23 protein-coding genes are annotated in these 25,043 nt (G+C 73.7%); 9 read left to right on the top strand and 14 right to left on the bottom strand.

Annotated features, from left to right (window positions below; all coding sequences use genetic code 11):
• Positions 1 to 44 precede the first annotated feature (44 nt).
• From H958_RS0129010 to H958_RS0128990, 5 genes are read left to right on the top strand one after another with little or no spacing between them, the layout of a single operon-like run.
• On the top strand, positions 45 to 323 hold the full coding sequence (locus tag H958_RS0129010) for a hypothetical protein (RefSeq protein WP_028061229.1): 279 nt from the start codon (positions 45 to 47) through the stop codon (positions 321 to 323).
• Positions 320 to 1,684 carry a hypothetical protein gene (locus H958_RS0129005; protein ID WP_028061228.1) on the top strand — a complete coding sequence of 455 codons (1,365 nt, stop codon included), beginning with the start codon at positions 320 to 322 and terminating at the stop codon, positions 1,682 to 1,684. Before H958_RS0129010 ends, H958_RS0129005 begins: the two co-directional genes overlap by 4 nt.
• 20 nt (positions 1,685 to 1,704) lie before the next feature.
• Positions 1,705 to 2,826, top strand: coding sequence for an amidohydrolase (locus tag H958_RS0129000; RefSeq protein ID WP_231379395.1), 1,122 nt, complete (start codon positions 1,705 to 1,707; stop codon positions 2,824 to 2,826).
• Between the two features lie 43 nt (positions 2,827 to 2,869).
• On the top strand, positions 2,870 to 3,313 hold the full coding sequence (locus tag H958_RS47910) for a hypothetical protein (RefSeq protein ID WP_028061226.1): 444 nt from the start codon (positions 2,870 to 2,872) through the stop codon (positions 3,311 to 3,313).
• Positions 3,310 to 6,453: a BTAD domain-containing putative transcriptional regulator gene (locus H958_RS0128990; RefSeq protein ID WP_028061225.1), complete on the top strand. Its 3,144-nt coding sequence runs from the start codon at positions 3,310 to 3,312 to the stop codon at positions 6,451 to 6,453. Before H958_RS47910 ends, H958_RS0128990 begins: the two co-directional genes overlap by 4 nt.
• Here H958_RS0128990 and H958_RS0128985 read toward each other — a convergent pair.
• Positions 6,427 to 7,275 (bottom strand): ABC transporter permease, encoded by an 849-nt coding sequence (locus H958_RS0128985; protein WP_028061224.1) that lies wholly within the window; start codon positions 7,273 to 7,275, stop codon positions 6,427 to 6,429. The two genes, H958_RS0128990 and H958_RS0128985, sit on opposite strands and share 27 nt — an antisense overlap.
• Positions 7,272 to 8,219: a daunorubicin resistance protein DrrA family ABC transporter ATP-binding protein gene (locus tag H958_RS0128980; protein WP_028061223.1), complete on the bottom strand. Its 948-nt coding sequence runs from the start codon at positions 8,217 to 8,219 to the stop codon at positions 7,272 to 7,274. The genes H958_RS0128985 and H958_RS0128980 overlap by 4 nt, the downstream gene beginning before the upstream one ends.
• Positions 8,220 to 8,285: 66 nt before the next feature.
• Between H958_RS0128980 and H958_RS0128975 the strand changes: the two genes are divergently transcribed.
• Positions 8,286 to 9,368: an epoxide hydrolase family protein gene (locus H958_RS0128975; RefSeq protein WP_028061222.1), complete on the top strand. Its 1,083-nt coding sequence runs from the start codon at positions 8,286 to 8,288 to the stop codon at positions 9,366 to 9,368.
• Positions 9,369 to 9,698: 330 nt separating this feature from the next.
• Here the strand turns inward: H958_RS0128975 and greA are convergent, their stop codons facing one another.
• Complete coding sequence (gene greA, locus H958_RS0128970) at positions 9,699 to 10,166, bottom strand: transcription elongation factor GreA (RefSeq protein ID WP_028061221.1); 468 nt, start codon at positions 10,164 to 10,166, stop codon at positions 9,699 to 9,701.
• A 10-nt stretch (positions 10,167 to 10,176) separates the two neighbouring features.
• Positions 10,177 to 10,416 carry a hypothetical protein gene (locus tag H958_RS0128965; protein ID WP_028061220.1) on the bottom strand — a complete coding sequence of 80 codons (240 nt, stop codon included), beginning with the start codon at positions 10,414 to 10,416 and terminating at the stop codon, positions 10,177 to 10,179.
• A gap of 261 nt (positions 10,417 to 10,677) precedes the next feature.
• On the opposite strand from H958_RS0128965, the gene H958_RS0128960 reads away from it, so the two are divergent.
• A complete protein-coding gene (locus tag H958_RS0128960) occupies positions 10,678 to 11,094 on the top strand; it encodes a nuclear transport factor 2 family protein (protein WP_028061219.1) in 417 nt (138 codons plus the stop codon).
• Here the strand turns inward: H958_RS0128960 and H958_RS47020 are convergent.
• Positions 11,084 to 12,091, bottom strand: a complete 1,008-nt coding sequence (locus H958_RS47020) for an NAD(P)/FAD-dependent oxidoreductase (protein ID WP_037411552.1) — start codon at positions 12,089 to 12,091, stop codon at positions 11,084 to 11,086. The genes H958_RS0128960 and H958_RS47020 overlap by 11 nt on opposite strands.
• A gap of 32 nt (positions 12,092 to 12,123) precedes the next feature.
• Here H958_RS47020 and H958_RS47015 point away from each other — a divergent pair, with 32 nt between their 5' ends.
• Positions 12,124 to 12,648, top strand: a complete 525-nt coding sequence (locus H958_RS47015) for a GNAT family N-acetyltransferase (RefSeq protein ID WP_156028398.1) — start codon at positions 12,124 to 12,126, stop codon at positions 12,646 to 12,648.
• Positions 12,649 to 12,710: 62 nt separating this feature from the next.
• On the opposite strand, the gene H958_RS0128945 is transcribed toward H958_RS47015, so the two are convergent.
• From H958_RS0128945 to H958_RS44265, 5 genes are all read right to left on the bottom strand, one after another.
• Positions 12,711 to 13,184 carry a hypothetical protein gene (locus H958_RS0128945; protein ID WP_037411551.1) on the bottom strand — a complete coding sequence of 158 codons (474 nt, stop codon included), beginning with the start codon at positions 13,182 to 13,184 and terminating at the stop codon, positions 12,711 to 12,713.
• A gap of 38 nt (positions 13,185 to 13,222) precedes the next feature.
• Positions 13,223 to 13,648 (bottom strand): YccF domain-containing protein, encoded by a 426-nt coding sequence (locus tag H958_RS41080; RefSeq protein ID WP_051324929.1) that lies wholly within the window; start codon positions 13,646 to 13,648, stop codon positions 13,223 to 13,225.
• Between the two features lie 46 nt (positions 13,649 to 13,694).
• Positions 13,695 to 14,324, bottom strand: a complete 630-nt coding sequence (locus H958_RS41075) for a sensor histidine kinase (protein ID WP_196807609.1) — start codon at positions 14,322 to 14,324, stop codon at positions 13,695 to 13,697.
• Between the two features lie 207 nt (positions 14,325 to 14,531).
• Complete coding sequence (locus H958_RS44270) at positions 14,532 to 17,201, bottom strand: diguanylate cyclase domain-containing protein (RefSeq protein WP_051324927.1); 2,670 nt, start codon at positions 17,199 to 17,201, stop codon at positions 14,532 to 14,534.
• The gene (locus H958_RS44265) at positions 17,201 to 20,227 is read right to left on the bottom strand and encodes a response regulator (RefSeq protein WP_051324926.1); all 3,027 of its coding nucleotides are present in this window, start codon (positions 20,225 to 20,227) and stop codon (positions 17,201 to 17,203) included. Before H958_RS44265 ends, H958_RS44270 begins: the two co-directional genes overlap by 1 nt.
• Positions 20,228 to 20,377: 150 nt before the next feature.
• Here H958_RS44265 and H958_RS44260 point away from each other — a divergent pair, with 150 nt between their 5' ends.
• Positions 20,378 to 21,580 carry a response regulator gene (locus tag H958_RS44260; protein WP_051324925.1) on the top strand — a complete coding sequence of 401 codons (1,203 nt, stop codon included), beginning with the start codon at positions 20,378 to 20,380 and terminating at the stop codon, positions 21,578 to 21,580.
• Here the strand turns inward: H958_RS44260 and H958_RS0128915 are convergent.
• Genes H958_RS0128915 through fusA form a run of 4 tightly spaced genes read right to left on the bottom strand, consistent with a single transcriptional unit; the run spans position 21,563 to position 25,029 of the window.
• Complete coding sequence (locus H958_RS0128915) at positions 21,563 to 21,967, bottom strand: ribonuclease HI family protein (protein ID WP_028061215.1); 405 nt, start codon at positions 21,965 to 21,967, stop codon at positions 21,563 to 21,565. The genes H958_RS44260 and H958_RS0128915 overlap by 18 nt on opposite strands.
• Complete coding sequence (locus H958_RS0128910; RefSeq protein WP_028061214.1) at positions 21,964 to 22,179, bottom strand: hypothetical protein; 216 nt, start codon at positions 22,177 to 22,179, stop codon at positions 21,964 to 21,966. The genes H958_RS0128915 and H958_RS0128910 overlap by 4 nt, the downstream gene beginning before the upstream one ends.
• 40 nt (positions 22,180 to 22,219) lie before the next feature.
• Positions 22,220 to 22,918 (bottom strand): hypothetical protein, encoded by a 699-nt coding sequence (locus H958_RS0128905; RefSeq protein ID WP_028061213.1) that lies wholly within the window; start codon positions 22,916 to 22,918, stop codon positions 22,220 to 22,222.
• Positions 22,919 to 22,971: 53 nt separating this feature from the next.
• Positions 22,972 to 25,029, bottom strand: a complete 2,058-nt coding sequence (gene fusA, locus H958_RS0128900) for an elongation factor G (RefSeq protein ID WP_028061212.1) — start codon at positions 25,027 to 25,029, stop codon at positions 22,972 to 22,974.
• Positions 25,030 to 25,043: the final 14 nt, after the last annotated feature.

Below are 25,043 nucleotides of genomic sequence, written 5' to 3'. Positions count from 1 at the left end.
CGGGTCTCTCTGGCGCGCGCGATCACCGGCGTAGACTGGAACCGATGATGTTCGACCGGCGCTTCGACGGCTCGGATGCCGCGCGCCGGGAACCCGTCGCGCCGCGCAACGAGATCCGGCTCGGGCGCTCGACGCACCTCGCGTCCGGCACGCTCGCGTGCCCCGAGTGCGATGCGCCCGTCTTCCCCGGGGACGCGCCGCTGTCCCCCGCCGCTCCGCTCTCGTGCCCGTTCTGCGGAGGACGTGGCGCGGTGCGGGACTTCCTGTCGCTCGCCCCGCCCTCGCGCCCCGCGCGCGTCGTGGTGCGCGTGCGTCATCGATGAACCGGGAGGCGGTGATCGAGCAGCTGCGCGCGCTGCGGCCGCCGAACTGGGGTGGGACGAACTCGTTCCGCGACCTCTTCCTCGCCACGCGCGACGCCGGCACCGGCGCCGTGGAGCGTGCCGGGGGGCCGTACGAGACGGCCGAGGAGGCGGTCGCGCGGCTGCGCGGCGTCAACGCCGCCCGGATGCTGACGCTGCTCGAGCAGGCCTGGGTCGTGGAGGTCGACGTGCCGGCCGTCCGCCCTCGCCTGCGCGCCGTCAGCCGGCGCGATGCGGTGCGCCTCGGCCTGCGCGCCGTCTTGCCCAAGCCGAGCCTGTTCCTGGACTTCGCCGCCGAGACGAACGAGGGCGTGCCTGTCGCCGGCGACGAGCTGACGCTGGTCGCCGCGCTGTGCTGGCAGGAGAGGGACCTGCTCTCGATCAGCTGCTACGGCGGCCGGCGCGACACCCTGCTCTCGCCCGAGCGCCTGACCCCCGTCGGCCGGATCGCGTTCGGCGCCGCCGAGTCGTTCGACCGCGGCCCGATGACCGCGGACATGCTGGTCGGCGAGCGGCTCGTCGACACGCGCTTGAGCTCCACCGACCACTCGCCGCTCGCCCAGGCCCAGCGCGCCGAGGCGGACATGGCGGCGGTCGTGCTCCAGTACCTGCGCGCGCTCGCCGAGGACGAGGCCGTCGCGCTCACCCGCCACGAGGACGCGCCGGACGGCGACGGACCGCTGGGCGGACTCGGCGAGCCGCGCCGGCCGGCGATCCTCACGACCATCGCGGGCGCGCCGCGCGAGCGGGTCGCCGAGCCCGCCGGCATCGAAGAGCCGGCCCCAGACCCCTGGGCGCCGGGCCGCAGCGTCGGCTCGACGGTTCAGACGCGGACGGGCGTGATGTTCCGGATGATGATGCGCGCGTGGGAGTTCGACCCCGCGCTGCTCGCGGTGCGCGGCCCGGCGGACGATGCCGCCTGGGTGATCGTCGGCGAGCGCGTCGCCTACGGGGCGACCACCGACGACCAGGCGTTGGCCGACATCTGGGAGGCGCTCGCCGGCGCCCAGCGCCGCGATGTCAGCGCCACAGCGACGCCCGCCGCGTTCCGCGCCGCGGTCGCCGGGGGCGGCCTGGGGATGGGCGCGTTCGGCGCTGCGCTGCTGGCCGCGGTGTGCGAGCCGCTCGACGCGCGCGAGGCGATGCTGATCGCCCAGGACCCGCGAACCGAGTTCGCCTACGCCTGGCACTACACCAGTGCGGGCGCGTGGTACCTGCTCGCCGACCGCGGCCGCTGCGCCGCCGCGATGTGCTCGGTCCAGGAGCTCGGCCTGCTCGGTGAGATGACCGAGGCGGTCGATCGGGCCGAGTACGCGGGCTGATCGGCGGGTACCGCAACCTCGTGGAGGTCGACGACCAGGTCGTCGAATGGCGGCGCCACCTGCACCGCCACCCTGAGCCCAGCTTCGAGGAGCACGAGACCGCGCGCTTCGTCGCCGAGACGCTCGAAGGCCTTGGCGGGCTGAACGTCGAGCGCCCGACCGAGACGAGCGTGCTCGCGCGGCTCAGCACCGGCCGGCCCGGCCCGACGGTCGCGCTGCGCGCCGACATCGACGCGCTGCCGATCGCCGAGGAGAGCGGCGTCGAGTTCGCCTCCGAGCGGCCCGGCCTCATGCACGCCTGCGGGCACGACGGGCACACCGCGATGCTGCTCGGCGCGGCGCGGGAGCTGCTCGCGCAGGAGCTCCCCGGCGGCGAGATCCGCTTCCTGTTCCAGCACGCCGAAGAGCTTGCGCCGGGCGGCGCGCGCGACATGGTCGCGGCGGGCGTGATGGACGGCGTCGACCTCGTCTACGGCTGCCACCTGTGGACGCCGCTCGAGTACGGCAAGGTCGTCGCCCGGCCGGGACCGTTCATGGCCGCCGCGGACTTCTTCAAGCTCACCGTCACCGGCCGCGGCGGCCACGCCGGGCTGCCCCACACCGCCGACGACACGATCGCGGCGGCCGCCGCGATCGTCACCGGGCTCCAGCACATCGTCGCGAGACGGATCGACCCGCTGCAGCCCGCGGTCGTGACCGTCGGCAGCCTGCATGCGGGCGACGCGCCCAACGTGATCCCGGGCGAGGCCGTCCTCACCGGCACCACGCGCTCGTTCGACGCGGCCACGCGCGAGCAGCTCCCGCGCCTGATCGAGCAGGTCGCCACCTCGGTCGCCGCCGCTCACGGCACCAGCGCCGAGCTGGACTACCGCTTCGGCTACACGCCCGTCGTCAACGATCCCACCGCCACCGCGCTCGTCCAGGACGCGATCGGCGACCGGCTCGCCGACCTCAAGCCGATCATGGGCGGCGACGACTTCTCGGCCTTCCTCCAGCACGCCCCCGGCTGCTACGCGTTCATCGGCGCCGGCGGCGAGTTCCCGCACCACCACCCGCGCTTCCGGATCGACGAGCGGGCGCTCGCGCTCGGCACGCGGCTCCATGTCCAGGTCGCACTGCAAGCCCTCGGGGAGATGACATGAAGCTCACTACCTGCCGATCCACTACTTCGGGTCGATCGGCGAGATGTTCCACCGCGTCGAGGACGCCAAGCCCGGCTTCACGGCGCTCAAGGGCGACCAGCTGACGCCCGTCTGGTTCGCCTCGACGGTGCTGCTGACCGCGCTCGGCTTCTACATGTGGCCGCACACGTTCGGCTCGGCGCTGGCCGCCAAGGACGAGAACGTCTTCCGCCGCAACGCCGCGTTCATGCCGCTCTACCAGCTGCTGATCGCGTTCGTCTTCTTCGTCGGCTTCGCGGCGGTGCTGCAGGTGCCAAAGCTCGCCGACTCCGATCTCGCGCTGCTCTCGGTGGCCAAGGACGCGTTCCCGCAGTGGTTCGTCGTGGCACTCGTCGTCAATGTCGTCGTGACCTTGCTCGTGAGCGCGTTCACGCGCGGCGCGGCTGCCGCGCCGACCGGGCGCTTCCGCCGCGCTCCGGCGGCCGACCATGCCATTGTGGAGCGGTGATCGTCGGTGTCCTCGGACCCCTTGAAGTCGAGCAGGACGGCCGCCGCGTAACCGTCGGAGGCGGGCGGCTGCGCGCGCTGCTCGCACGCCTCGCCCTCGATGCCGGGCGCCCCGTGACCAGCGGCCGGCTGGTCGACGCGGTGTGGGAGCAGGATCTGCCGGCCGACCACGTGCACTCGCTGCAGTCGCTCGTCTCGCGCCTGCGCCGCACGCTCGGCGACGCCGACCTCGTCTCCCCCGCCCCGGGCGGCTACACGCTGCAGGCCGAGGTCGACGCCGACCGCTTCGAGCGGCTGGCCGGCGAGGGCGCCGCGGCGCTCGCCGCCGGCGATCCCGAGCACGCCGCGCGCTTGCTGCGCGAGGCGCTCGGGCTGTGGCGCGGGCCGGCCCTGGCCGACATGGCGGAATACCGCTTCGCGGCGGCCGCCGCCGCGCGCCTGGAGGACCTGCGGCTCACCGCGCTGGCCGGCCGCATCGACGCCGACCTCGCGCTCGGCCGCGGCGAGCGGCTCGTGCCCGAGCTGGAGGCGCTGAGCGCCGAGCATCCGCTGCACGAGCGGCTCGCGGCGCAGCTGATCTCCGCTCTCTACGCCGCCGGCCGCCAGGCCGACGCGCTGGCCGCCTACGAGCGCGTGCGCGCGCGGCTGGCCGACGAGCTGGGCGTGCCTCCCTCGCCCGAGCTGCAGGCCGCCCACCTCGCCGTCCTGCGCGGCGAGAGCGCCCCACGGGCCGCGGCGCGCACGAACCTCACCGCGCCGGTGACGAGCTTCGTCGGCCGCGAGCGCGAGATCGAGCAGATCGGCGCGCTGCTGGAGCGCAGCCGGCTCGTCACGCTGGTCGGGCCCGGCGGCGCCGGCAAGACGCGGCTGGCGCGCGAGGCGGTCGCCGGCTGGGTCGACCGGGTCGCCGACGGCGTCTGGATGGTGGAGCTCGCGCCGGTCACGGCCGAGGTCGAGGTCGTGCCCGCCGTGCTCGGCGCTCTCGGCCTGCGCGACGCCGCGATCGGCGACCGGCCGCTGGCCGCGCGCGACACCCTGGAGCGGCTGCTCGACGTGCTCGCCGACCGCGAGGCGATCCTCGTGCTCGACAACTGCGAGCACCTGATCGCCGCCGCCGCCGAGCTGGTCGACCGGCTGCTCGGCGAATGCCCCCGGCTACGGGTGTTGGCCACGAGCCGCGAGGCGCTCGCGATCGCCGGCGAGAGCCTCGCGCCGGTGCCGCCGCTGGGCCTGCCCGCGTCAGGCGCGAGCGCCGGGGAGGCGGTCGCGCATCCGGCGGTGCGGCTGTTCGAGGACCGCGCCGCCGCGGCGCTCCCGGGGTTCGCGGTCGATCAGGGCACCGTCGCCGCCGTCGTCGAGATCTGCCGCCGCCTCGACGGCCTGCCGCTCGCGCTCGAGCTCGCCGCCGCGCGCCTGCGCTCGCTCCCGCTCCCGGAGCTCGCCGCCCGGCTCGACGACCGCTTCCGGCTGCTCACCGGCGGGAGCCGCACCGCGCTCCCGCGCCACCGCACGCTGCGCGCCGTGGTCGACTGGAGCTGGGAGCTGCTGAGCGAGGACGAGCGCCGGCTCGCCCGCCGGCTCGCCGTCTTCCCGGCCGGCGCGACGGTCGAGAGCGCGACGGCCGTCGACGGCGCCGACGCGTTCGACGGCCTGGGCGCGCTCGTGGACCGCTCGCTGCTGCAGCTGGTCCCCGACACCGTGCCGGTCCGCTACCGGATGCTCGAGACCATCCGCGAGTACGGGCTGGAGCGGCTCGCGGAGGCGGGCGAGCTGGAGTCCGCGCGCGCGGCCCACGCGCGCTACTTCGCCGCCCTCGCCGAGACCGCCGAGCCGCACCTGCGCCGTCCCGGCCAGAAGGCCTGGTTCGCGCGCCTGCAGGCCGAGCGGGAGAACGTCCTCGCCGCGCTGCGCTTCATGGGCGACGGCGGCGACGCGCGCGGCGCGCTGCACCTGGCCGTCACCCTGCTCTGGTTCTGGCTGCTGTCGGGCAGCCAGACCGAGGCCGGCGCGTGGCTGGACTTCGCGCTCGCGGTCGAGGGCGAGCGCGACCCCGCCGATGACGTGATCGCCTCCAGCCTGCGGATGTTCGAGGGGATCATGGAGTCCGGGGACGCGGCCGAGCTGCGCCGCCGGGTGACCGAGATGGCCGACCGCGCCGACGGCATCGACGATCGCGAGCGCCCGCTGGTCGCGATCGCCAAGCCGGTGCTGGCGATGTTCTCCGGCGACGAGGAGCGCGGCCGCGCGAGCGAGGCGTCCGCCGCCGTGCACCCCGATCCGTGGGTCCGCGCCGCGCTGCACCTGCTGCGCGCCGGCCGGGCGGAGAACGAGGGCGACGTCGAGGCCATGGGCGCGGAGCTCGCCGCGGCGCGCGCGGGGTTCGCCGGCGTCGGCGACTCGTGGGGGCTCGCGATGGCGCTCTTCCTCGAGTCCGGGCGCCTGATGCTCGGTGGCGACCTCGAGCAGGCGCGGACGGCGCTCGCCGAGGCCCAGGACGCCCTCGAGGGGCTGGACCCCGGCACCGGCGCGGGCATGCTCGACGTGCGAATGGCCGACGCGCTGCTGCGGCTCGGCGACCTCGAGGGCGCTCGCGAGCGCGTGCGGCGCGCCCGCTCGCGGCGCGACCTCGGCAGCGACGACACCGCGTTCGTGCAGGCGGTCCAGGTCCGCGTGGCGTGGGTCGCGGGGGATTTGGAGGGCGCGCGGGCCGAGCTGGCCGACGCGCGCGAGCGGCTGGAGCGCCACGGTCCGCGGCTGCCCGAGCAGGGACACGGGCGCGCGCTGATCGACGCGCTGGCCGCGATGCTCGACGCCGAGGTGGGCGACCTGGAGGCCGCCGAGCGCGGGCTGGCGGCCGCCTATGCGGCCGCGGTCGCCACGCGGGACATGCCGATCGTCGCGGTCGCCGGCGTCGCCGCGGCGGCGGTCGCGCTGGCGTGCGGCCGGCCCGACGACGCCGCGGAGCTGTTGGGCGCCGCGGCGGCGGTGCGCGGCGCCGACGACTTCACCAGCCCTGAGGTGAGCCGGCTCTACGACGGCGCCCGGTCCGCCGCGTACGGGCGCGGCCGGGCCCTGTCGCGCGAGGAGGCGCTGGCGCGCCTGGAGGCCGCCGCGTCACGCCCGGCGCCGGTAGGCCCGTAGCGCGAGCGGGACGAGCACCACCAGCAGTCCGGCCATCCAGGCCAGCGTCCACAGCAGGTGGCTCTGGACCGGGCCGCCCAGCATCAGCCCGCGCAGCGTCCCGATCAGGTGCGTGAGCGGGTTGACGTCCGTGAAGGACCGCAGCCAGCCCGGCAGCGTGTCGACGGGGACGAACGTGCTGGTGCCGAACGTCAGCGGGAACATCACGAGCAGGACGATCCCCTGGACCGCGCCGGGCGTGCGGGCGAGCATGCCGACGAGCACCGACAGCCAGCTGAGGCAGAGCGCGAAGGCGATCGCGATCACGCAGGCGGCGAGCACCTCGGGCGCGTTGGTCGCGGCCCGGAAGCCGAGCACGTAGCCGAAGCCGAGCGTGACCGTGCACAGCAGCGCGTAGCGGACGACGTCGGCGAGCACGGCGCCGACGAGTGGCGCGGCGCGGGCGATCGGCAGGCTGCGGAAGCGGTCGAAGACGCCCTTCTCGATGTCCCCGTTGAGATTCACGCCGATCTGCGCGCCGCCGAACGCGATCGTCTGCGCGAGCACGCCGGGGAGCAGGTACTCCAGGTAGTCGTGCCGCGACCCGTGCGCGATCGCGCCGCCGAAGATGTAGGTGAACATCGCGAGGAAGATCATCGGCTGGAGCGTCACGTCGATCAGCGCCTCCGGGGTGCGCAGGACGCCGATCAGGTTGCGCTTGGCCAGCACGAGGCTGTGGCGCGCGAGCCGCAGCGGACCGCGGGCCGCGGTGGCGGTCTCCGCGAGCGGGCGGCGTTGCCCTTCAGTCGTCGCAAGCTCCTCCTCGCGGGCGACGATGCTCATGCCGCCTCCTGCAGGGCCGCGGTGCGGCCGGTCAGCGTGAAGAAGACCTCGTCGAGGCTGGGAAGGTGCAGCGAGAGCTCGGTGACGGCGATCCCCGCGGCGGCGATCCGCGCCACCGCCTCGCCGAGCACCTCGTCGCCGGGCACCGGCGCGCTCACGGCGCGGTTGTGGATCTCCGGTCGCGCACCCGCCAGCTCGCCCACGATCGCGGCGACGTCGTCGAGCCGGCTCGGATCGAGCGGCCGGATGGTCAGGGTCTGGCCGCCGACGACGTGCTTGAGACCGTCCGGCGTGTCGTGCGCGATCACCCGTCCGTGATCGATCACGGTGATCTCGTCGGCGAGCGCATCGGCCTCGTCGAGGTACTGCGTCGTCAGCAGGACGGTCGAGCCGTCGTGCACGAGGCTGCGCACGACGCCCCACATGTCCTCGCGCTTGGACGGGTCCAGGCCGGTCGTCGGCTCGTCGAGGAAGATCACCGACGGGCGGCCGACCAGGCCGGCCGCGAGGTCGAGCCGCCGGCGCATGCCGCCGGAGTAGGTCTTGGCGGGGCGGCTCGCCGCCTCGGCGAGGTCGAACCACTCGAGCAGCTCCTTCGCGCGGGCGCGCGCCTGGCGGCCGCCGAGGTCGAGCAGCTGTCCGATCATCACGAGGTTCTGCTCGCCGGTCAGCAGCTCGTCGACTGACGCGTACTGCCCCGTCAGCCCGATCGACTCGCGCACCCTCCCCGGCTCGCGCGCCACGTCATGGCCGTTGACGAGCGCGGTGCCCTCGTCGGCCTTGATCAGCGTGGCAAGGATGCGCACCGCGGTCGTCTTGCCGGCGCCATTGGGGCCGAGGACGCCGAGCACGCTGCCCTGGCGGGCGGCGAGATCGACCCCGTCGAGCGCCTGGGTGTCGCCGAAGCGCTTGCGCAGGCCCTCGGCTCGGATGGAGAAGCTCATGGCGCCAGCATCGGGATCGCCCCTCACAGCCCGCGCGCAGATCGCTCACACGTATGGTTCCGGCGTGTGAGGGACTTCTCGGTGCACGTGGGCGACGACGTCCTCGACGACCTGGCGCGCCGGCTGGCCGCGACGCGCTGGCCCGACGCCCCGCCCGGCGCCGGGTGGGAGCAGGGCGCCCCGGTCGACCACGTCCGCGGGCTCGTGGAGCGCTGGCGCGACGGCTTCGACTGGCGCGCGCAGGAGGCGGTCCTGAACTCGTTCGCCCAGTTCACCGCGCCGGTGAGCGGCATCGACCTGCACTTCATCGCCGAGGGCGAGGGCGTGCCGGTCCTGCTGCTGCACGGCTGGCCGAGCACGGTGTGGGAGTTCCACGAGCTGATCCCGGCGCTGCGATCGGACGCCCGTGTCGTCGTGCCGTCGCTGCCGGGCTACGGGTTCTCGTTCGCCCCGGGGCAGCGGCGCTTCGGCGTGGTCGACTGCGCCGAGGCGATCCACACGCTGATGACCGAGGTGCTCGGGCACGAGCGCTACCTCGTGGTCGGCGGCGACTGGGGCGCGAGCATCGCGGTCCGGCTCACGTACGCGCACCCCGAGGCCGTCGCCGGGCTGCACCTGTACATGATGCCGCTGCGGCGGCCGGAGACCTGGCCGGACTCGGAAGCCGAGTCGCGCGAGGCGCTGCGCCGCTGGTCGCGCGAGGAGGGCGCGTACATCCAGATCCAGGGCACGCGGCCCCAGACGCTCGCCTACGGACTGAGCGACTCGCCCGCCGGGCTGGCCGGCTGGCTGGCCGAGAAGTTCGAGGTCTGGACCGACGCCTCGCTCGATCCCGACGACGTGCTGACGATGATCACGATCTATTGGGTGACGGGCACGATCGGCGCCTCGTTCTGGCCGTACTACGCGCGGCTGTCCCAGCGCGAGTGGGTGCTGGACGACGTGGTCGCCGCGGGCGGCCGGATCGCCGCGCCGCTGACCTACCTCGACTTCCCGAAGGAGCTCGTCCACGTGCCCCGCGCCGTCGTGGAGCGCGTGTTCGACGTCGAGCGCTGGGAGGCGCCTCAGCGGGGCGGGCACTTCCCCGCGCTCGAGCAGACCGAGGTGCTGGCGGAGTCGGTGAGGCGGTTCGTCGGCTCGTCGCGGTGATCGCGCGCGGTCTCCGCGTCGCGGCTTCCCGCGGCCGGCGAACTGCGCGGGTAAGGGAGTGGGTCAACTTGCCTGCCCGGTTCGCGAGGCCGCGTGATCGATTCGGGCGGCCGTGGCGAGGGGTGCACGACGAAACTTCGAATAGTTCGAAGCTTCGTAGGCACCCCGGGTGCCATGTGCGCGGCGATGATCGATCGCGCGCGAAGCGACCGCGCCGGTGATCGAACGTGACCGTCAGGCCGCCGCGCGAGAAAGACCCGCATCCCGTACCCGCGCAGCTCGCCGATCCCGCCGGCCGGCCCGCGAGCCGCGGACCCTCCGCGCGCGCGCCTAGCCGATCGCGACGATCTTGAGCGTGCGAACGCCGCGAGGCGTGTCGAGCGTCCGCTCGTCCCCCACGCGGGCGCCGACGAGCGCCTTCCCGACCGGGGAGTCGATCGAGAGCTTGCCCTCGGCGGGCGCGGCCTCGGGGGCGGACACGAGCGTGTAGCTCTGCTTGCGACCCGAGCCGGTGTCCTCGACCTCGACCTTGCTGCCGAACCCGACGACGTCCGTCTGCGTCTCGACCTCGCGCACCTCGGCGGCGAGCAGCTGCTCGCGGATCCGGAGGATCTTCGTCTCGAGGTGCGCCTGGTCGTTCTTGGCGTCGTGGTACTCCGAGTTCTCCTTCAGGTCGCCCCATTCGCGGGCGGTCTTGATGCGCTCGGCGATCTCACGGCGCGCCACCGTCTCGAGCTGCTCGAGCTCGGCCTGCAGGGCGGCGAGCCCCTCTGCGGTCATGACAACTGGGTCGCTCAAGCCGAACACTCTAGTCCTCCGGCGCGAAGCAGCGACGCCATTCGCCGTGATCGCAGACGGTCATCAGGGCGTCGGCGACGCGGGCTCGGAGCATGAAGTCGCCGGTGTCGCACGTGAACGTCAGCGTCGACGCCGAGCGGGTCATGCCGATCGGCGGGCTGCCGCTGTCGGCCAGTATCCGCTCCAGCCGCTGCCACACGGTCGGGGGTTGCGGGGCGAGGATGGTGATGCGGTGCGTCGCGGGCTCCATGGACGCTCAGCCTACACGAACATACGTTCGCCTCAAGTGCCGAGGTCATGGTCCGAGCGGCCCGCCGCTCTGGTCCGCCACCTGCTGCCACCGAGCCGGGCCGCGCGTGCTCGTCGCGCGCCTTGACGAGGATCCAGCGCCGCGGCCCTGTCCGCGTGAGGACAGGCGGTGGAGCCTAGCCTCGGGGCCTCGTCGCCCGTTGGTGGATGCTTCCGCTCGCGGCGCTTGGGAATCGAGCGACGGTCGCGGTCACCATGCGGAATGACCGACAACATCCGAGAGGATCGCCGGGCGCTGTTCGGAAAGCTCCAGAGCCCGGAGACACAACCCGAGTTCTGGGATCGCGTCGCCGACGACGTCGACTGGACGGTCGAGGGGACCCACCCGCTCGCCGGGCGCTACCACAGCAAGCAGGACTTCCTCGAATCCACGTTCCAGCGGCTGTCCGGGGTGCTCGACGGCGGCGTGCGGCTGGAGGTGCAGCACCTGTACGTCGACGGCGACACGGCGATCGCGGAGCTGCTGTCGACCTCGACGACCAACGAGGGCGCGGCGTTCCGCAACCGCTACTGCTGGGTCTGCCGGTTCGAGCGCAATGCGATCGTCGAGGTCCGCGCGTACCTGGACTCGGAGATGGTCGCCTCCACGATCGAGCGCGACGCGCACGTCAGCGTGTGAGGTCGGGATGCACCTCGGCGCCGAGCGCGGTGCGCGCGAGGCGGTCGCCGAGCAGCGGCCCGAACTTCATCAGGTTGCCGCCCGTGAATGCGATCGCGCGGCCGTTGCGGGCGGCGCGCCAGCCGTCGCCGCCGGCGTCGAGCCAGGGCGCGTGGACGTTGACGCAGCGGACCTCCGCGACGGGCTCCGAGAGGCCCGGGAACAGCGCCGGCACCGTGCGCGCGTGGCGCTCGCGGACCGCGGCGGCGAACGCGTCCTCGTCCGCGATCTGAAGGTCGCCGTCGTGCAGGCCGAACGCCCACCGGCCCGTGCTCCCGAGCGGCACCCCGTAGCCCTCGGGCGAGATCAGGCAGGCGGCCGGGGCGGGCGCCTCGTACGTGAGCCGGACGTGGTGCGAGAAGCGCACGCCGAGCTCGATGCCCGCCGTCCCCGCGAGCGCGGGCGTCGCCGTCCCGGCGCAGATCAGCACCGCATCGCCGCGCAGCTCGGACCCGTCGGCGAGCGTCACCGTCCCGCCCGCGCCGGCTGAGACGACCTCCGCGCGCCGCACATCCACCCGCGCGGCGAGCGCCTGCAGCGCCCGCCGGATCCGCAGGCTGCCGGCGGCCGGATCGAGCAGTCCGCCCTCCCACGCCTGAGCGCAGAATGGGATCCGCTCCCCGATCTCGCGCGCGTCGAGCTCGAGGCGCTCCGCCCCCGCCTCGGCCATCGCCGCGGCGATCCCGTCCCGCGGGCTCGCGACCACGAGGCCCTCATCGCCCAGCAGCCGCCCGGCGCCCAGCTCCGCCTCCCAGCGGCGCCACCCGGCCGCGGCCTCCAGCGCGAGCGCGCACAGCCGCGCCTGCCCGTGCGCGACGCGGAAGATGCGGCCGAGCCCGAACGACTGCTCGCCGCCGGCGTCGCCGCGCTCGAGGACGATCACCTCCGCCCCGCGCCGCGTCAGCTCGTAGGCCGCCGCGAGGCCCGAGATGCCCGCGCCGACCACGATCACCGCCATCTCCCGCACGGTACCGTGGCGCCGTGACCGAGCTGCGCACCGAGCGCCTGCTGCTGCGCCCTTGGCGCGCCGCCGACCGGGAGCCCTTCGCGGCGCTGAACGCGGACGCCGAGGTGATGCGCCACTTCCCCGCGCCGCTCACACGCGAGCAGAGCGACGCGCTCGCCGACCGGATCGAGAGCGCCTTCGCCCAGGAAGGCTGGGGCCTGTGGGCGCTCGAGCTGCGCGACGGCGGCGAGTTCATCGGCTTCACCGGGCTCTCGCGCCCCGCGTTCGACGCCCACTTCACGCCGGCGATCGAGGTCGGCTGGCGCCTCGCGCGCGGCGTCTGGGGCCGCGGCTACGCGACCGAGGCGGCGCGCGCGGCCGCGGCCTTCGGGCTCGACACGCTGGCGGCCGGCGAGCTCGTCTCCTTCACCGCCACCGCCAACGCGCCCTCACGCGCGGTGATGGAGCGGCTCGGCATGACGCACGACCCCGCCGACGACTTCGACCATCCGAACGTGCCGGCGGGACACGCGCTCCGCCGGCACGTCCTCTACCGGCTCCGCGGCTGAGCCTGCGCGCTGATCGGCCTCGACGACGCCCGCACGCGGATGCCGGCGGCCCGGCCGCGGCGTCACGCGGACGGAGCGCTGACCCGCGTCAAGAGCATCACCCAGTTCGGCGTGTAGGTCGCGCCGTCGTCGAACGAGAACGACTGCTCCCAGCGCGCGGACGCTTCGGTGATCTCCGACCAGTCGAAGCGCATCAGGATCGGCACGCCGTCGAGCACGTCCTCGCACTCGAAGCGCGCGCGGTCCGGTGCGCTGAAGCGCCCCTCGACGGGCGGGTCCAGCCGCCCGGGCCGGCCGGTGGATGACCACCAGATGCGCCACAGGTCCGCCTCCGGGTCGTAGAGCCGCAGCGAGAACCCCTCGTAGCCGGCGGTGCGGAAGTGGTCGACGTTGCCGAAGCCGTCGAGCATCGCCCGCGCCTCCGAGGTCGCCTCGAACTCCTCCCACTCGGCGCAGCCGGGATCGAGGAGGTTGACGAGCCGGCGGTTGGCCACGTGCCAGGTGCCGGGCAGGAAGTTGAAGTCGGTGACGGGCATGGCGGCAAAGCTATCCGGGATTGCGGGCAGTTTCGGTCCTATTTGCCCGCGGGGACTACCGACCCGCCGGCGAGCCCCAGCCGCCGCGCCTGATCGATGTCCACGATCTCGCGCCCGAACGGCGTGAGCGAGACCGGGATCAGCTTGAAGTTCGCCAGCCCGAGCGGGATGCCGATGATGGTGATGCACATCGCGACGCCGGTGACCACGTGCCCGAGCGCCAGCCACCACCCGGCGAGGATGATCCAGATCACGTTGCCGATCAGCGAGCCGGCGCCCGCGCCCGGCCGCCGCACGAGCGTCCGCCCGAACGGCCACAGGCAGAACAGCGCGATCCGCGCCGACGCGATGCCGAATGGGATCGTGATGATCAGGATGAACATCACGAGCGCCACCACCGCATAGCCGAGGGCGAGCCAGAGGCCGCCGAAGACGAGCCAGATGAGGTTCAGCAGAAAGCGCACAAGTCGACGATACCCGCGCGCCCCTGCCACCCGACGACGATGCGGGTCAAAGCCCGACGCACAGCGGGATCCGGGCGCGCAGCGCGGTCCCCTCGCCCGCCGGCGATTCGATCGCGAGCGTGCCGCCGAGCACCGCCAGCCGCTCGCCCAGGCCGCGCAGGCCCGACCCCGCGGCCATCGAGGCGCCGCCGACGCCGTCATCGGCGACCGATATCACCAGCGCGCCGTCGGCCACCTCGACGAGCACCGACGCGCACGCGGCGTGCGCGTACTTGGCGACGTTCGTGAGGGCCTCGCAGACGAGGTAGTAGGCGGCGACCTCGACCGGCGCCGGCACCGCGCGGGCGACGTCGAAGACGAGCCGCACCGGCGCCGGGGCGCGCGTGCAGAGCGCGTGCAGCGCGGCTTCGAGCCCGTAGTCGGTCAGCACCGAGGGGTGCAGCCCGTGCGCGAGGTCGCGCAGCTCGGCGAGCGACGCGCGCAGCTCCGACTGCGCCGCCTCCAGCAGCTCGGCCTCGTCCGAGCCCGGCGCCAGCCGCAGCGCGAGCCGGCTCAGCTGGACCGAGAGCGAGACGAGCCGCTGCTGCGCGCCGTCGTGGAGGTCGCGCTCGAGCCGCCGGCGTTCCTCGCCGTGCAGGCGCGCCGCCTCCAGCGCGAGGGAGGTCGAAGAAGCCACGGCCCCAGGCTGCTCCGCGCGGGCCGGCGCTTCATCCCGGGATGACCCCGAATCGACCCCCTGAACGCCGCGCGCGAAGCGCGCGGAGGACCAGGGCAGGAACCGGGGAAGGTCCTCGAGGGTGATCGCCTGGGTCGGGCCGTAGAACGTCACACCCATAAGACCGCAGGCCCGGCCGAAACTCATCGGCCCGGGCGGAGAACCCGCTCAGACGGCGGTGACCGCGCGGGCGCGACCGGCGCCTTTGGCGGAATAGAGCGCCGAGTCGGCGCGCGCGAGCAGCTGCTCGGCCGTCTCCGCGCCGTCCCACACGGCGATCCCCGCCGACGCCGTCTGGCCGAGCGGCACGCTGAGCAGCAGCCGCTCGACGACCGTCCGCGCCGCCTCGTGATCGCTGTGCGGCAGCAGCACCGCGAACTCCTCGCCGCCGTAGCGCGCGAGCGTGTCGGTCGCGCGCAGCATCGGGCGCCACGCGGCGGCCGCCGCGGCGAGCAGGCGATCGCCGGCCTGATGGCCGTTGTCGTCGTTGAACGCCTTGAAGCGGTCGAGGTCGAGCATCGCCAGGCACAGGCTGCCGCCGTGGCGACGGGCGCGCGCGAGCTCGCGCTCGAGGTCCTCGTCCCACACGCGCCGGTTCGGCAGGCCGGTCAGCGGATCGGTCCGCGCCGTCGCCTCCAGGCTCCCGAGCAGCGCCGTGCGGTGGATCGTGACCGCCGCCTCGGCGGCCAGCAGCCGCAGCAGCTCCGCCTCGCGCGCGGACAGCGACTCGCGCGTCTCGGGCCAGCCGACGGCGAGCACGCCGTGGATGCGCCCGTCGCCGTGCACGGGGATCCACGCGCTCGAGCCGGCGCCGCTGATCTCGCGCCAGCGCGGCGTGATGCGCCGGTCGGCGTGGAGGTCGCCCGCGAACGCCGGCTCGCCCGTGCTGAAGACCGCCGCGGTGACCGTCGACGCGTCGAGCGGCAGGGTCATGCCGCGAACGGCGGCGCCGTCGGCCGCCGTCACCTCCAGCTCCTCGCCCGCCAGCTCCCACAGGATCACGCAGGACGCGCCCGTCACCTGGCGCACGGCTCGCACGAGCGTCGTGCGCGCGGCGTACATGTCGTTCTGGGCGGCGAGGTCGTGCGCGACGCCGGAGATCGCCGCCAGGTCCGCGGCCTGCTCGGCGGCGCGCCGCTCGGCCTCGCGGCGGTGCATGAACTGGCCGATGTGCGCGCCGATCGTCTCGAACGGCCGCAGCAACCCGGACTCCGGGTCGCGGTGCAGGCGCGAGAAGAGCTGGACGACGCCGACCGGCGCGCCGTCGGCGCGCAGCGGCAGCGCGACGCCCGAGCGCAGCTCGAGGGCGTCCGCCTCGCGCGCCCGCGTCAAGCCCCCGTCGGTCTGCAGGTCGGTGCACCACAGCGGCTCGCGCGACATCCATGCCTGGCCCGGCAGCCCGTCGCCGACCTCGAAGCTCTGCTCGCCGCCGGCGCGGCGGAACGCGCCGAGGTCGAGCCCGGGCCGGGTCCACTCGGCGGTCCGCCGCAGGCGCTCGTCGTCGCCCATCTGCCACAGCTCGGCGGTGTCCCATTCGAGGTCGCGGCACAGCACCTCGAGCAGCCGCGGCGCCGCCTCGTGCAGGCTGTGCGCGTCGCCCAGCAGCCGCACCACGGCCTGCTCGGCGGCGGCGTGCTGGCGCGTGCGCTGCTCGTCGGTGACGTCGCGCATGACGCCCACGAAGCCTGTTGGCAGGCCGTCCCAGCCGGAGATCGCCGACGCGCGCACCTCGGCCCAGCGGATCGCGCCCTCGCGCGTCACGAAGCGGTGCGAGAGCTGGACCGCGCCCTGCTCGCCGCGCAGCAGCGGCTGGAACGCGCCCAGATGGCAGGCCCGGTCGTCGGCGTGGACGTACTCGACCGCCGGGCGGCCGAGCGTCTCGGCGACGGCGTAGCCCGTGGCGGCGGTCCAGGCCGCGTTGAGGTACGTCCAGCGCCCGCGCTCGTCGGTCTCGAACACGCAGTCGGTCATGCTCTCGACGACGCGCCGGTGGCGCTCCTCGCTGACGCGCAGCAGCTCCTCGGTCTCGCGCCGCCCCGTCAGGTCGGTGGCGGTCACCACGGCGCCGAGCAGGCGCCCGTCCGGCGAGTGCACCGGGCCGCCGCTGCACAGCAGCGCGGCGCGCCCGCGCGGGCCGTCGACCAGGATCTCCACGCCGTCGATGCCCTCGCCGCGCAGTGCGCGCAGCAGCGGCGCCTCGTGCGGGCCCATCGGCGTCCCGTCGGGGTGCATGAGGCCGAACGCGCCGGCCCATTCGAGCGGGTGCATGTCGGTGTCGAAGCCGAGCCGGCCGTCGCCGAACCGCAGCAGCCGGCCGTCGGCGTCGCAGACGTAGACGGTGCCCGAGAGCCATTCGAGCAGCGAGGCGAGGAAGCCGCGCTGCTCGTCGAGCTCGCGCGTCGCGTCGAGCTTGGCCGTCACGTCGCGCACGATGCAGATCGCATGCGTGATGCCCTGCCCGGGCTCGTCGAAGGGCCCGAACAGCAGCGCGTAGTGCGCGTGGCCGCGCGTCCCATTCCACGCCACGTGCGTGGTCTCGCCGCGCAGCGCCGCGCGGACGGGCACGCTGAACTCCTCGGCGCGATCCGCCGGGAAGACGTCGGTGACGAGCTTGCCCACCAGCTCCTCGCGGCGCCGGCCATCGTGCTCGAGCGCGGAGCCCTCGACCAGCCGGAAGCGCAGATCGCGGTCGACCATCAGGATCGAGACGTCGGGCGCCCGCTCGACGATCGTCCGGTACAGCCGCTCGGACGCGCGCAGCCGGCGGAGCCGGCGCAGCAGCACCAGGACGCCGGTCGTCGCGAGCACGGCGACGACGGCGATCAGGGGCTCGAGCATCAGCCGACCGCCGGCGTGAGAGCGGCTCGGAGCGCGTCACAGGTGGCCGTGAAGGTCACTTCGAGGTCCTCGAGCTGCTCGGGGCGCGCGGCCGCGTCGCTCTCGAGCCGCGCCGCCCGCGCGGCGAGCGCGCCGGCGCCGATGTTCTGGCAGCTGCCCTTGAGCTTGTGCGCCGCGCGCCGGACGGCCTCGCCGTCGCCCCTTTCGGCGCTCGCGCGCAGCTCCCGCAGCAGCGGCGGGGTGCTGTCGACGAACAGCGCCATCAGCTGCTCGACGATCTCCGGATAGTCGTCGCGGAAGACGCGCACCCGCGCCTCGTCGACGAGCGCGTCCGACGCGTCCTGCGCCTGGGCGGGGGCCGCCTCGGCGCGTGACGCGCCGATCCAGCGCTCCAGCACGGCGTCGAGCTCCTCCGGGCGCAGCGGCTTGGAGAGGTAGTCGTCCATGCCGGCGGCCAGGCAGCGCTCGCGGTCGCCCTTCATGGCGTGCGCGGTCATCGCCACGACCGGCAGGTGCACGCCCGAGTCGCCCTCGCGGACGCGCAGCGCCGCGGTCGCCTCGTAGCCGTCCAGCTCCGGCATCTGGCAGTCCATGAACGCCAGCTCGTAGTCCTGGGCCGCGATCATCGCCAGACCCTCGCGCCCGTTCCGCGCGCACTCGACCGTGAAGCCGCGGTTGCTGAGCATCGCCTCGATCACGCGCTGGTTGACCGCGTTGTCCTCGACGACGAGGACGTGATGGGCACCCGGCTGCATCGCGGCCTCGGCCGGAGCGCCGGGCGCCGGCTTGACCGGGGCGAGCGTGCCCATCGCCTCCGCGACGGTCTCCAGCAGCCGCGCGCGCCGCACGGGCTTGGTCAGGTAGTGGTGCACCCCCGCTTCGCGCGCCGCGCCCCGGCGGTCGACGCTCGAGGTCAGCAGGATCAGCCGCGCCGCCCGCAGCGACGGCGCCATCGAGATCGCCCGCGCGAGCTCGATGCCGTCGATGCCCGGCATGTGCCCGTCGAGGATCACGACCTCGAACGGCTCGCCGGCGCGCGCCGCCTCGTGCATCGCCCGCAGCGCCTCGGCGCCGGACGCCGCGGTCTCGCAGCGGATGTCGCGGGCGCGCAGGTACGCCTCCACGATCGCCCGGTTGGTGGCGTTGTCGTCGACGACCAGCACGTGCAGCGCGGCCGGCAGCGAGTGGCGCGTGCGTCGCGCCGAGCGGCCGCCGGCCGGCGTGCCGAGCCGGGCGCTGAAGTGGAACGTGCTGCCGACGCCGGGCTCCGATACGCAGCCGATCTCGCCGTCCATCAGCTCGACGAGCTGGCGCGAGATCGTCAGCCCGAGGCCGGTGCCGCCGTAGCGGCGCGTGGTCGACGTGTCGGCCTGGGCGAAGGACTGGAACAGCCGCGGCAGCGCGGCGGCGGGGATGCCGATGCCGGTGTCGACCACCTCGAAGCGCACCACAGCGTCCTCGTCGGTGCTTCGTTGGACGCGCACGCGCACGGCGACCTCGCCGCGCTCGGTGAACTTGACGGCGTTGGAGACGAGGTTGGTGAGCACCTGGCGCAGCCGCCCGCGGTCGCCGCTGACCATCGCGGGGACGTCGTCGTCGATCCACGCCAGCAGCTCGAGGCCGTTGCCGTGCGCCTGCGGCGCGAGCATCTCGCAGACGTCCTCGACCGCCTCGCGCAGATCGAACTCATGGCGGTCGAGCTCCAGCTTGCCGGCCTCGATCTTGGAGAAGTCGAGGATGTCGTTGATGACCGTCAGCAGCGCCTCGCCGGAGCGCGCCGCGGTCTGCGCGTGATCGCGCTGCTCCGCCGTCAGCTCGCTCTCCAGCAGCAGCTCGGTCATGCCGATCACGCCATTGAGCGGCGTCCGGATCTCGTGGCTCATGTTGGCCAGGAACTCCGACTTCGAGCGCGAGGCGTCGACCGCGTCCGACAGCGCGCGCTTGCGGTCGCTGACGTCGGTGGCCATCGTCGCGGTCGCGTAGACGCTGCCGTCGACGGCCTTGAGCGGGAACTTGACCACGTGGAAGGTGTAGGCGCCCGTGTCGCGCTCGAACTCCTTGACGTCACCGCTGCGCAGCACCTCGACGTCGGTCACGCGATTGGCGTCGGCGACCGCCTCCGGGAACACCTCCGCGTCGGTGCGCCCGACGATCTGGTCCTGGGTCAGCCCCATCCGCCGCAGGCCCTCGGCGTTGACGAGCAGATAGCGCCCTTCTCGGTCCTTGACCGAGATCGAGGTGGTCGTATGGTCGAGGATCCCCTGCAGCCGGTCCGTCTGGACGCGCAGATCCTCCTCACGCGCGGCGAGCGCGCTCGCCATCGTGTTGAACGCGAAGCCGAGCTGGCGGATCTCGCCGAATCCGTCCTCGGGCACCCGCGCGTCGAGCCCGCCCGCGGCGAGGCGGCGGGCGGCGCCCGCGACGCGGCGGACCGGGTCGAGGATCATGCGGTTGAGCGCGAGCATCAGCCCCAGCAGCAGCAGGGCGGACACGAGCGAGCCGGCGGCGGCAAGGGTCAGGATGCGGTGGCGAAGATGCTGGCCGCGCCCGCGCCGCTCGTCCATGACGCTCGTCTGTGCGGCGTTGAACGCCGCGAACTGAGCCCGGATGGCGTCGAGGCGGCGCTTGCCGTCGCGGGTGACCTCCCGAAGGGCGGCGTCGCCGAGCCGGCCCGAGCGCAGGAGCGGCTCGGCGTAGTCGTTGACGTAGTCGGAAAGGCTGTCGCGCAGCGCCATGACGTGGCGGCGCTCCTCGGACGTGGACAGCAGGAGCAGCTGGTGGATGTGCGTGCTGAGGGAGGCGCGCGCGTCGTCGTAGGGCTGCAGGTAGGTCCGGTCGCGCGTGATCAGGTACCCGCGCAAGCCGGTCTCGAGGTCCACCGCCGAGCGCTCGAGCCGGCCCGACTCCTGCTGGATCTGGGTCGCGCGCCGGCTCGACTTCGATGTCGCGTCGAGCGAGCGCGTGGTCAGCAGCAGCGTCGCGAACATCCCCGCCACGACGAGCAGCACGGCGCTGAGCGCCAGCATCGTGGGCAGAGTCAAGCTTCGCGGTCGCGCGCGCACCACGCGAGTTGTAGTCCGAGGGAACATGGCTCGGTGCATGGAATCGGCCGAAACGTGCTCGGGTTGACATGATGCTCCTCATCGCCCGGTCAGCGATGCGACGTATCCACGCTGATGAAGATCCTGATTGTCGACGACGAGCCCGGCACGCGCCTCACGGTCGCGGTCGCCGTGGAGCGCCTCGGGCACGACGCGCTGCATGCCGCCGACGGCCGCAAAGGCTGGCAGCGCTTCGAGCAGGAGCGCCCCGAGGTCGTGATCACCGACTGGGCGACGCCGGGGGTCGACGGGACCGAGCTCGCTCGCCGGATCCGCTCCGGCGCCGAGGGCTCGTACACGTTCGTGATGATCCTCACCGGCAAGGCGGACGCAGGCGCGGCGCGCGACGCGATGCGGGCGGGCGCCGACGATGTGCTGGCCAAGCCGCTGGACCCGGCCGAGCTCGAGCGCAAGCTGATCGCCGCCGAGCGCGTCACGGCGATGCACCGGCGGATGCTCGAAGACGCGCGGCGCGACCCGGCGACCGGCGCGGGCAACCGCCTGCGGCTCGTCGAGGACCTCGCGGCGGTCTGCGCCCGCGTCGACCGCTACGGGCACGCCTACTGCCTGGCGCTGTTCGGCGTCGACGGCGACGCCGAGGCGCTGCGGGCCGCCGGGCGCGTGCTCGGTAAGGCGATCCGCTCCGGGGACGCCTTCTACCGCTCAGGCCCGCGCGAGCTCGCCGCGCTGCTGCCCGAGCAGGCGCTCGACACCGCCACGCTCGCCGCGGAGCGGCTGCGGCGGACCGCCGAGGACGCGATCCCGGGCGTCACGATCAGCGCCGGGCTTGTGATGACCGGCGCCGGCGAGAACACGGCCGAGGCGCTGCTGGCGGGCGCCGAGGCGGCGCTCGCGCGCGCCCGCGAGGAAGGAGGCGGCGCAACGGCGGGGCCCGCGGACGAGGGCGCCGGCCGGCTGCGCCTGCTGCTGGCCGACGACGACCCGGTGACCCGTCTGATGGTCGGCGCGATCGTCAAGCGCGAGAGCGGCTTCGAGCTGGTCGGCGAGGCCGAGGACGCGGGCAGCGCCGTCGAGCTCGCGATCCGGCGGCGGCCCGACGTCGTGCTGCTCGACGTCAACATGCCGGGCGGCGGCGGGCCGCGCGCGGCGGTGCAGATCCGCGAGGCGCTGCCGGACGTCCGGATCGTCGCGATCAGCGCCGACGACTCGCAGATGAACCAGTACGACATGATGCGCGCCGGCGCCGTCGGGTTCATCGCCAAGGGCGCCTCCGACGACGAGATCCTGCGCGTGATCAGGTCAAGCGCGCGGTGGTGAGTCGAGCGCCTCGTTGACGAGGCGGTCGGCGTCGGCGTTCTGGGCGCGCGGCACGGAGCGGATGCTCCACGAGCTGAACGCGCTCAGCGCCTGCAACGCCTGCGCGTGCAGCGGCTTCATGTCGGGGTGCTTGACCTTGTACTCGCCGTTGACCTGCTTGGCGACCAGCTCGGAGTCGTTGATCACCTCGACCTCCGTCGCCCCGAGCTCGCGCGCCCGGCGCAGCCCGAGCAGGAGCCCGCGGTACTCGGCGACGTTGTTGGTCGCGACGCCGAGGCGCTCGCTGACCTCGTCGTAGGAGCCGTCCTCCCCGCGGATCACCGCCGCGGCCGCGGCGGGACCGGGATTCCCGCGTGCGCCACCGTCCACGTGGACGGTGACCTTCACTCCACCGAGGAGAGCGGCGGGAAGTCGCCGGTGACGCGCATGCGGCGCCGGTCGCGCACCTCGCGCTGGCCGCCGCCGGTGGAGCCGGGCAGCCGGCGCTCCTTCTTGCGGCGGTCGACGATCACCGTCACGTTCGGGTCGTCGTCGTAGTAGTCCGCCAGCTTCTCGTAGAGCTCCGGCGCGAGGGGCTCTGGAACGACGCAATAGATCACGGGCGCGATCCTAACCAGTGCGGCCTGGGATTGAAGTCGGTCATGTGTTGAGTCCCAGATGCAGCGCGCCGCGCTCGTCCGCGGCGGCGTTGACCTCCTGCTCCTCGGGCGCGAGCTCGGCGAGCTCGTCGCCCTGGGCCTCGCGGCGCACGCCGCCGGCCTCGTCGGAGAGGTCGATCTCGAAGCGGTACCAGGACAGCTCCCACATCACGGTGATCGCGACCACGCTCGGACGGTCGGTGCGCGGGCGCACCGACACGGCGGGAGCGCCGAGCGAGCGGGCGACCCCGCCGACGGTGCGCGTGTGGTCGGACGCGTTGAAGACATCCAGCGCGCGCTGCATCTTCAGCTCCGCATTGGTCGGCACCGCGCGGATGTGGCGCGGCTCGCGCCGCGGCTCGGGACGGACGACGTGCTCCTCGGTGGAGAGGTCCGGCTCGAGCTCCTCGATGTCGCGCGACGCCCGCTCGCGCACGGGACGCTCCCGGCGGTTGCTGCGCAGGCGGTCGATGAACGAGCGCCCGCGCTCGCGGCGCGGCTGGTGCAGCGCGACGTCGTCGGCGCCCGACTCGCGGATCCACCCCTCGTGCTGGGCGCGCGCGGTGCAGAGATCGCACACCATGCGGCGCTCCCCGCCGGCCAGGAAGTGCTCGGCGTGCTCGCCCCGCAGCAGGGTCCTCCCGCACACGTCGCACGCGACGTCCAGCTGGTTGGTGTGGATGTCCCTGGTACGGGCCATGACGATCCGGCGAGGGTAGCAATGCACCCCCGCCGGATTCGCAGTGGGGCTTGCTACACCGCGACTTCCTCTTCCCTCGCTTTCTCGGCCACCTTCTGGGCCAGTTGCGCCGGGATCTCCTCGTAGCGCAGGAACTCGAGCGTGTACTCGCCCTGGCCGCCGGTGAGCGCGCGAAGGTCCGGCGCGTAGGAGAGCATCTCGCTCATCGGGACCTCGGCCTTGACCTCGGTCATACCGCCCACGGTGTCGGTCCCGATCGGACGCCCGCGGCGCGAAGAGAGATCGCCCATCACGTCGCCGACCGACTCGTCCGGCACCGACGCGGTGACGAGCATGATCGGCTCCAGCAGCACCGAGCCGGCCTCCTCGAGCGCCTGGCGCATGGCGAGCGAGCCGGCCAGCTTGAACGCCATCTCGGAGGAGTCGACGGTGTGGTAGGAGCCGTCGAAGACGGTCACCTTGACGCCCTTGACGGGATAGCCGGCGACCGAGCCCGCCTGCATCGCCTCGAGCACGCCCTTCTCGACCGCGGGGATGAAGCCCTGCGGGATCACGCCGCCCTTGATCGCGTTGACGAACTCGAAGTCGCCGTCGGCCAGCGGCTCGATCGAGATGTGGCAGTCGCCGAACTGGCCGCGGCCGCCGGTCTGCTTCTTGTGCCGGCCGTGCGCCTTGGCGGAGCCGCGGATCGTCTCCTGGTAGGGCACGCGCGGGGGCTTGAGCGCGACCTCGGCGCCGAAGCGCGACTTCATGCGGTCGACGATCACCTCGACGTGGATCTGCGACAGGCCGGCGACGATCTGCTCGCCGGTCTGGTCGTCGCGGTGCAGGTCGATCGTCGGGTCCTCCTCCTGCAGCCGCCGCAGAGCGGTGAACACCTTGTCCTCGTCGCCCTTGTTCTTGGGCTCGATCGCGAACGCCATGACCGGCGCGGGCAGCTTGACCGACGGCATGTGGATCGGCGTGTCGCGCGCGGCCAGCCAGTCGCCTGCGTGCGTCTCCTTGAGCTTGGCGACGGCGCCGATGTCACCCGGGCCGAAGGCGTCGACGTGCGTGACCTCCTTGCCGCGCGGGCTGAGCAGCTGGCCGACGCGCTCCTTGTTGTGCGCGCGCGTGTTGAGCACCTGCGTGTCGTGCGTCATGGTGCCCTGGTAGACGCGGAAGAGGTTGATGCGGCCCGCGAACGGGTCGGCGCGCGTCTTGAACACGTACGCGAACATCTCGCCGTCGGGATCGGGCTCGAGCACGTGGCCGTCGACGTCGACCGAGCCGCCGTGCTGGACCGGAGAGGGAAGGTCGTCGACGATCGCGTCCAGCAGCCGGTTCGCGCCGAGCCGGCTGGTCGCGACGCCGATCGCGACCGGGAAGATGTGCCCGTGGTCGGTGCCGTCCTCGAGCGCGGTGACGATCTCCTCGTGCGAGATGTCCTCGCCCTCCAGGTAGCGCTCCATCAGCGCCTCGGAGTTCTCCGCGACCTCGTCCATGAGCTTCTCGCGGTACTCCTGCGCCTGGTCGGCGAGGTCGTCCGGGATCGGGATCTCCTTGCAGGAGCCGTCGGTGTACTCATAGGCCTTCATGTCGACGAGGTCGATCAGCCCGCGCATCTCGTGCTCGGAGCCGATCGGGATCTCCGTCGCGACCACGTGCGGCCCGAACGCGGTCTTGAGCGACTCGAGCGTGCGGAAGAAGTCGGCCCGCTCGCGGTCGAGCATGTTCACGTACACCAGCCGGGCGACGCCGAGCTCGTCCGCGCGCTCCCACAGCCGGCGCGTCGAGACCTCGACGCCCATCACGCCGTTGATCACGAAGATCGCCGACTCGCACACGCGCAGCGCGCCGAGCGCGTCCGCGACGAAGCTGGGCTCTCCCGGCGTGTCGATCAGGTTGACCTTCACGTCGCGCCACTCGAACGAGGCGAGTGACGCGGAGATGGACATGCCGCGGGACTTCTCGTCCTCGTCGGCGTCAGAGACCGTCGTGCCGTCAGCCACCGAGCCGAGTCGAGTCGTCGCGTCTGCCTCGAACAGCAGAGCCTCGTGCAGCGACGTCTTCCCACTCCCTCGGTGGCCGACTAGGGCCACGTTGCGGATCCTGCTTGCGGCGTGGGGCATGCCTGGCGCTCCTC

This window comes from Candidatus Solirubrobacter pratensis (assembly GCF_000425945.1).
Taxonomy (GTDB): domain Bacteria; phylum Actinomycetota; class Thermoleophilia; order Solirubrobacterales; family Solirubrobacteraceae; genus Solirubrobacter; species Solirubrobacter pratensis.
Note: the sequence above shows the minus strand (reverse complement) of the source record. Positions and strands in the feature narration are given on the sequence as shown.

Bases quoted from the DNA above. Each gene is read 5' to 3' on its own strand.
- H958_RS0128985 (WP_028061224.1), bottom strand. From the start codon at position 7,275: ATGAGCATCGTCGCCCGCGAGGAGGAGCTTGCGACGACTGAAGGGCAA.
- H958_RS0128945 (WP_037411551.1), bottom strand. From the start codon at position 13,184: ATGCCCGTCACCGACTTCAACTTCCTGCCCGGCACCTGGCACGTGGCC.
- H958_RS0128960 (WP_028061219.1), top strand. From the start codon at position 10,678: ATGACCGACAACATCCGAGAGGATCGCCGGGCGCTGTTCGGAAAGCTC.
- H958_RS0128965 (WP_028061220.1), bottom strand. From the start codon at position 10,416: ATGGAGCCCGCGACGCACCGCATCACCATCCTCGCCCCGCAACCCCCG.
- H958_RS0129005 (WP_028061228.1), top strand. From the start codon at position 320: ATGAACCGGGAGGCGGTGATCGAGCAGCTGCGCGCGCTGCGGCCGCCG.
- H958_RS0128905 (WP_028061213.1), bottom strand. From the start codon at position 22,918: ATGGCCCGTACCAGGGACATCCACACCAACCAGCTGGACGTCGCGTGC.
- H958_RS44270 (WP_051324927.1), bottom strand. From the start codon at position 17,201: ATGCTCGAGCCCCTGATCGCCGTCGTCGCCGTGCTCGCGACGACCGGC.
- fusA (WP_028061212.1), bottom strand. From the start codon at position 25,029: ATGCCCCACGCCGCAAGCAGGATCCGCAACGTGGCCCTAGTCGGCCAC.
- H958_RS44260 (WP_051324925.1), top strand. From the start codon at position 20,378: ATGAAGATCCTGATTGTCGACGACGAGCCCGGCACGCGCCTCACGGTC.
- H958_RS47910 (WP_028061226.1), top strand. From the start codon at position 2,870: ATGTTCCACCGCGTCGAGGACGCCAAGCCCGGCTTCACGGCGCTCAAG.
- H958_RS0128980 (WP_028061223.1), bottom strand. From the start codon at position 8,219: ATGAGCTTCTCCATCCGAGCCGAGGGCCTGCGCAAGCGCTTCGGCGAC.
- H958_RS47020 (WP_037411552.1), bottom strand. From the start codon at position 12,091: ATGGCGGTGATCGTGGTCGGCGCGGGCATCTCGGGCCTCGCGGCGGCC.
- H958_RS44265 (WP_051324926.1), bottom strand. From the start codon at position 20,227: ATGCTGGCGCTCAGCGCCGTGCTGCTCGTCGTGGCGGGGATGTTCGCG.
- H958_RS0129010 (WP_028061229.1), top strand. From the start codon at position 45: ATGATGTTCGACCGGCGCTTCGACGGCTCGGATGCCGCGCGCCGGGAA.